Origin of the sequence: Aliivibrio sifiae (assembly GCF_002954705.1) — a bacterium.
Lineage (GTDB): Bacteria > Pseudomonadota > Gammaproteobacteria > Enterobacterales > Vibrionaceae > Aliivibrio > Aliivibrio sifiae_A.
Genome location: NZ_MSCO01000003.1, coordinates 261,825 through 268,223, shown reverse-complemented (window position 1 = coordinate 268,223; position 6,399 = coordinate 261,825). Strand labels below are relative to the sequence as shown.

4 protein-coding genes are annotated in these 6,399 nt (G+C 43.9%); 2 read left to right on the top strand and 2 right to left on the bottom strand.

The annotated features are described in order from the left end of the window. The first annotated feature begins 306 nt into the window (after positions 1 to 306). Together BTO22_RS18610 and gpmM are read left to right on the top strand one after the other, a co-directional pair. Positions 307 to 1,653 (top strand): MATE family efflux transporter, encoded by a 1,347-nt coding sequence (locus tag BTO22_RS18610; RefSeq protein WP_105056786.1) that lies wholly within the window; start codon positions 307 to 309, stop codon positions 1,651 to 1,653. A gap of 396 nt (positions 1,654 to 2,049) precedes the next feature. Continuing rightward, positions 2,050 to 3,582: a 2,3-bisphosphoglycerate-independent phosphoglycerate mutase gene (gpmM, locus tag BTO22_RS18605; protein WP_105056785.1), complete on the top strand. Its 1,533-nt coding sequence runs from the start codon at positions 2,050 to 2,052 to the stop codon at positions 3,580 to 3,582. A gap of 443 nt (positions 3,583 to 4,025) precedes the next feature. Here the strand turns inward: gpmM and galE are convergent, their stop codons facing one another. Next, entirely contained in the window at positions 4,026 to 5,033 is a 1,008-nt protein-coding gene (gene galE / locus BTO22_RS18600) for a UDP-glucose 4-epimerase GalE (RefSeq protein WP_105056784.1), read from the bottom strand. Positions 5,034 to 5,396: 363 nt separating this feature from the next. Then, complete coding sequence (locus BTO22_RS18595) at positions 5,397 to 6,350, bottom strand: acetyltransferase (RefSeq protein WP_105056783.1); 954 nt, start codon at positions 6,348 to 6,350, stop codon at positions 5,397 to 5,399. Between the last annotated feature and the right edge of the window lie 49 nt (positions 6,351 to 6,399).

Below are 6,399 nucleotides of genomic sequence, written 5' to 3'. Positions count from 1 at the left end.
GAAGGATCGTTCAAGTAGCTAAACGATCGGCATTAAGGGTTAGGGAGGGGTTATTGCGCTGAAGGTAAATCGAATACATAGTTAACTTAATTTATACGCTGCAAGTTCTTGACCCCCTCCCTGCCTCCCCCTTAGTAAGGGGGAGGAGCTAAAATCAAAAGCATTCACCTCTGAAATCTGCAAGCGTAGCGATCTGAATCCTGCTCTTCCTAGCTCTTAGCTTTTCCTCGCCCCTCGAGCGAAGCGTCCTCGAATCTCGTCCCTATTTCCTATACACTACTCATCCCACCACCATTCGAGAAAACCATGCTAGATAAACACGGTTTACTAACCCAACCTATCGCCGACGTATTACAAAAACTAACCACCCCAATGGTGTTCGGTATGGTTGCGATTCTTCTGTTCAACTTGGTGGATACCTTCTTTATCTCACTGCTTGGTACAGATGCTCTTGCCGCAGTGAGCTTTACCTTTCCCGTCACTTTCGCTGTTAACTGCATTACGATGGGCATTGGGGTTGGTTTATCTGCCTCGATTGGACGTTTACTCGGACAAGGCAACAGTAAACACGCTGGTCAATTAACCACGCACGGCTTAATCTTAGCGGTCATTCTTATCCTTATTGCTTGTGTCATTGGCTTCTTTACCATTGACCCACTGTTTCGATTATTAGGCGCAGAAGACAAGCTATTGCCTCTTATTCACGAATATATGTCTATTTGGTATCTCACGATCCCATTACTTGTCATCCCAATGTCGAGCAACAGTGCCATTCGTGCCACGGGCGATACCACCACGCCTGCAAAAATCATGATGCTAGCAGGGCTAATCAATGGCGTACTCGACCCATTACTTATCTTTGGTTATGGTCCTTTCCCTGAATTAGGTATTCAAGGTGCAGCCATTGCCAGTGGCATCAGTTGGTTTGGTGCTTTATGTGCGTCTTTTTATGTCTTAACCCGAAAAGTAAAATTACTTGCCCCACCAAAACCATCAGAGATGAAACAAGATTGGCACCAAATCTTAAAAATCGGATCACCAGCAGCGCTCTCCAATGCATTAAACCCAATATCTGGTGCTATTTTAATGATGATGCTTGCTAGCCAAGGCACGGTGGCGGTCGCATCTTATGGTGCAGCGCAACGAGTCGAATCATTAATGCTATTAGTGATGATGGCACTGACTTCTTCATTAAGCCCATTTGTGGCGCAAAACCTTGGAGCTAAACAACCAGAGCGAGTCAAAGAAGCGATCTTCTTAGCTATGAAGTTCTCTGTGTTATTCCAACTATTTCTTTATATTTTGATTGTTCCACTCAGCATTCCGCTCTCTCATCTATTTGGCCAAGATGACGCCGTACAACATGGCTTATGGATGTACCTAATCTGTGTACCATTCAGTTATGGATTCCAAGGTATTGTGATGGTACTTGTTAGCAGCTTGAATGCGATGCAAAAAACGTTACATTCTTTCTGTTGGAGTTTCATGAGGTTGTTTGTATTTACTCTACCAACAGCTTGGGTTGGCAGTCACTTCTATGGTATGGAAGGATTGTTTGTTGGGATTGCGATTGGAAATGTGATGGGTGGGGTTAGTGCCTGGATATTTGTGAAGCATAGTAAGTTGTTGGAGACTATTCGCTTCGCTAACTAGAAACTATAAGATCTTAGGGTTCAGAGGTGATCGTTGAAATTATAGCGAATAATATACAGTTCCCTCCCCTTAACAAGGGGAGGGTTAGGGAGGGGTTGTTGTGATGATGGTTGAATTGAATACAAATCTAACTTAATTATACGCTGTTAGTTCTTGACCCCCTCCCAGCCTCCCCCTTAGTAAGGGGGAGGAGCTAAAAGCAACAGCAATCACCTCTGAATCCTGCAAGCGAAGCGATCTGAACTCTTTGATCTTAACTTTTGCTTTTATAGAAGCGAAGCGATCTAGTCTCTAGTTAGCCCAGCGTATAGTCTCTGGCCCATTTTCAAACTTTGTAGTAAAATTACACAAAGTTATTTATTCGAATTTATTAAGTTATTGACGAGGAACACCTTTATGTCAGCTAAAAAGCCTATGGCTCTAGTTATTCTTGATGGTTACGGTCACCGTGAAGCTCAAGCAGATAACGCAATCACAAACGCAAACACGCCAGTTCTTGATGGCCTAATGGCAACTCAGCCAAACACACTAATTTCAGCTTCAGGTATGGACGTTGGTCTACCTGATGGTCAAATGGGTAACTCAGAAGTGGGTCACACAAACATCGGTGCAGGTCGTGTTGTATATCAAGACCTTACTCGCATCACTAAAGCAATCTCTGATGGTGAGTTCCAACAAAACGAAACACTAGTTAACGCTATCGACAAAGCAGTTAAAGCAGACAAAGCAGTACACATCATGGGTCTTATGTCTCCAGGTGGCGTTCACTCTCATGAAGATCACATCTACGCAGCAGTAGAAATGGCAGCAGCACGTGGCGCAGAAAAAATCTACCTACACTGCTTCCTAGACGGACGTGATACTCCACCTCGTTCAGCTGAAAACTCTCTGAAAAACTTCCAAGAGCTATTCGCTAAATTAGGCAAAGGCCGTGTTGCTTCTCTAATTGGTCGTTACTACGCAATGGACCGTGATAACAACTGGGATCGCGTACAAAAATCTTACGATTTAATGACAGAAGCAAAAGCAGAATTCACTTTTGCAACAGCAGTTGAAGGCCTTGAAGCGGCTTACGCTCGTGAAGAGAACGATGAGTTTGTACAAGCAACTGAAATCAAAGCGGACGGCGAAGAGTCAGCAGCTATCGTTGATGGCGATGCAGTTATCTTCATGAACTATCGTGCTGACCGTGCTCGTGAAATTACACGTGCATTCGTTCCTGATTTCGATGGTTTTGCTCGTAACGTATTCCCAGTAATCGATTTTGTTATGCTGACTCAATACGCAGCAAACATCCCTCTTCTTTGTGCATTCGCTCCTGCGTCTCTAGCAAATACTTACGGTGAGTGGTTATCTAAAGAAGGTAAAACTCAACTACGTATTTCTGAAACAGAAAAATACGCACACGTGACTTTCTTCTTCAATGGCGGTATCGAAGACGAATTTGAAGGCGAAGAGCGTCAACTAGTTGCTTCTCCAAAAGTAGCGACTTACGACCTACAACCTGAAATGAGTGCACCTGAACTGACTGAGAAATTAGTTGCTGCAATCAAATCTGGTAAGTACGACGCTATCGTTTGTAACTTCCCTAACTGTGATATGGTTGGCCACACTGGCGTATACGAAGCTGCGGTTAAAGCAATGGAAGCGCTTGATGAGTGTATCGGCAAAGTCGTTGAAGCGATCAAAGAAGTGGATGGCCAAATGCTAATCACTGCTGACCACGGTAATGCTGAAATGATGATCGACCCTGAAACAGGCGGCGTTCATACAGCTCACACTAACCTTCCTGTTCCTCTTATCTACGTTGGTAGTAAAGCGGTTGAGTTTAAAGAAGGCGGCAAGCTTTCTGATCTAGCTCCTACTATGCTAGCGCTAACTGATACAGTAATTCCTGCTGAGATGTCTGGTGAGATTCTTTTTAAATAGAACTATACGCTTTGCTGACTAGAAGCGAGACCGCTTCGCTTCTATAAGAGCAAATACATAATAAAATGCCCACAGGTTTGTCGTCTGTGGGCATTTTTTATTTTAGAAGAAGTAGAGTTCAGATCGCTTCGCTAGCAGAATTCAGAAGTAGGGGCTTCAGCTCTTTGCTCCTCCCCTTTAACAAGGGGGAGGCTGGGAGGGGGTCAAGAACTAACAGCATATAAATCAAGTTAATTATGCACTCGATTTCACCGTCATCGTAACAACCCCTCCCTAACCCTCCCCTTATTAAGGGGAGGGAACAGTATTATGATCGCCGCAATCACAGCGATCACCTCTGAACCCTTTAAGGGAGCTTGCGACCGATCTGAACCCTACTCTTTCTTGAAGCCTTTACCATAGGACCAAAGGACCGCTCTTACCCCGCCTTTGCTCTTCCGCTCTTAATACCCTTCCGGATTATTTGACTGCCAGCGCCACGTATCTTCCGTCATATCATCAAGAGACAACTTCGCCTCCCACTTCAACTCTTCACGAGCCTTAGCAGGGTCAGCCCAACACTCGGCAATATCACCTGGGCGGCGTGGTGCAATTTTGTGAGGAACAGGAACGCCCGCAGTTTTCGAGAAAGCTTCTGCCATCTGTAACACACTGTAGCCTTTACCTGTACCTAAATTATAGATATGAAGACCTGCTTCTTTACCCTTGTACTTCAATGCTGCTAAGTGACCATCAGCCAAATCCACCACATGGATATAATCACGAACGCCCGTGCCATCTACCGTTGGATAATCATCACCAAAGACAGATAAGAACTCACGACGACCAACCGCAACTTGTGAAATAAATGGCATCAAGTTATTTGGAATACCTTGTGGGTCTTCACCCATAGTACCTGATTTATGAGAACCAACCGGATTAAAGTAACGAAGCAGCGTTACACTCATTTCTGGATGCGCTTTTTGAATATCAGTTAGGCACTCTTCAACAATCAGCTTACTACGACCATAAGGATTGGTTGCTGATGTAGGGAAATTTTCATTGATTGGCACAGAAGCAGGATCACCATACACGGTTGCAGATGAACTAAATACAATACTATTCACGCCCGCTTTACGCATCGCTTCAACTAAAACTAATGTACCCGATACATTGTTATCGTAATACATGATTGGCTTTTCAACCGACTCACCCACCGCTTTTAAGCCAGCAAAGTGGATCACGCTATCAATTTGGTTTTCAGCAAAGATAGTCGCTAAGATTTGAGGATCACGAATATCACCCTCATAGAATTTAGGTTTTACACCAACCAAAGCTTCAATGCGATCAAGCACCACTTCTTTACTGTTGTATAAGTTATCTAGAATGATTGGTGTTAAGCCCGCTTCAATCATTTGTACACATGTATGGCTACCGATGTAACCCATTCCGCCAGTGACTAATATGTTCATTATGTATCCTAATTATTATGTTCAGAAGCGAGTACTGTCAGCTTCTAAATTCAAAATATTGTAAACCTGTTAATAGAGTTCAGATCGCTTCGCTAGCAAAATTCAGAGGTGTGTGTTGTTGCTCTTTGCTCCTCCCTCTAACTAAGGGGGAGGCTGGGAGGGGGTCAAGAGCTAACAGCGTCTAAATCAAGTTAACTATGCACTCGATTTATCTTCATCGAAATAACCCCTCCCTAACCCTCCCCTTATTAAGGGGAGGGTACAGTATTGCGTTCGCTGAAACAACAACGATCACTCCCGAACTCTGCTTTGCTCTTACTCGCCCCTCGGCGAAGCGTCCTCGTATCTCGAAGCGCCCTGCTCTTAATATTTCCCTTCAACCGCAGCAATAAACTCAGCAATTCTCTCTTTCGGCAACGCATCAATTCCCGCCGCCGCTTCACGACCACCACCGGTTGCAAACGAGCTACAGATCTCACCTGCACCTTGTTTATTATTCAGTGGCGCACGCAATGACACCATATAAGAGCCATTCGTATTTTTCGTTAAAACCGCATGAGCTGAATTTGGTAATAAATTAGCCAAAAGATTACCATAAACACCGCTAATACGACGTGCCCATGCTTCATTTGGTAATTCAAATAAACCCAATGTCTCACTTTTGTAGTGCGCTTTAATCGCCAGCGCATTATTCATATCCGATTGATACGCCGCTTGTAGCTGATAAAAAGGGGATGCTTTATCGGCAATGACATCAAATGGGGAGGCATATTTTAACAACATTTGATATAAAACCGCCGGAGAAAAATGTAAATCCTCAACACTCGCCCCATACCCATTATAGTTTATTAATGTCCCAAGCTCTTTTAATTGTATTTTTTGCTCAACAGATAAACCAGCTATATCCGCCAACTCATCAGCTTTAGCAATTAAATTATCACCATAAGCAGCCGTCATCGCCCATGCGTGAAACTGGCCATCTAATAGGTTATCAATAATTAAGGCAGTACAGGTATTGGCATCTAAATCGATATGAGCAGATAGATTCTCGTGTTCAGGAACATCACCCGCACGATGGTGATCTGCATAAAACACTTCAGCGCCTGAGACCAAAGCGAGCTTTAGAGCTACCATGTTCTTTTCCATTGAGATATCAAGAACGGTCAGTTTAGCACCTGCTTTAGCATTAACTTTAGCTACTAAATTGATGTCACGCTTAACGCCAGTAATTAAGGTTGATTTTTGAGGGTTAGCCAGACGAAGTTGAAGAAGAGCGATGATGCCGTCAGCGTCACCGTTGAAGATATCGTAGTTCATGAAAATCCTTTTTAAGAACGGGAAGAGCGGTCCTATGCTCCTGACTGGG

Coding starts and splice junctions, on each gene's coding strand:
- BTO22_RS18595 (WP_105056783.1), bottom strand. CDS start 6,350: ATGAACTACGATATCTTCAACGGTGACGCTGACGGCATCATCGCTCTT.
- gpmM (WP_105056785.1), top strand. CDS start 2,050: ATGTCAGCTAAAAAGCCTATGGCTCTAGTTATTCTTGATGGTTACGGT.
- galE (WP_105056784.1), bottom strand. CDS start 5,033: ATGAACATATTAGTCACTGGCGGAATGGGTTACATCGGTAGCCATACA.
- BTO22_RS18610 (WP_105056786.1), top strand. CDS start 307: ATGCTAGATAAACACGGTTTACTAACCCAACCTATCGCCGACGTATTA.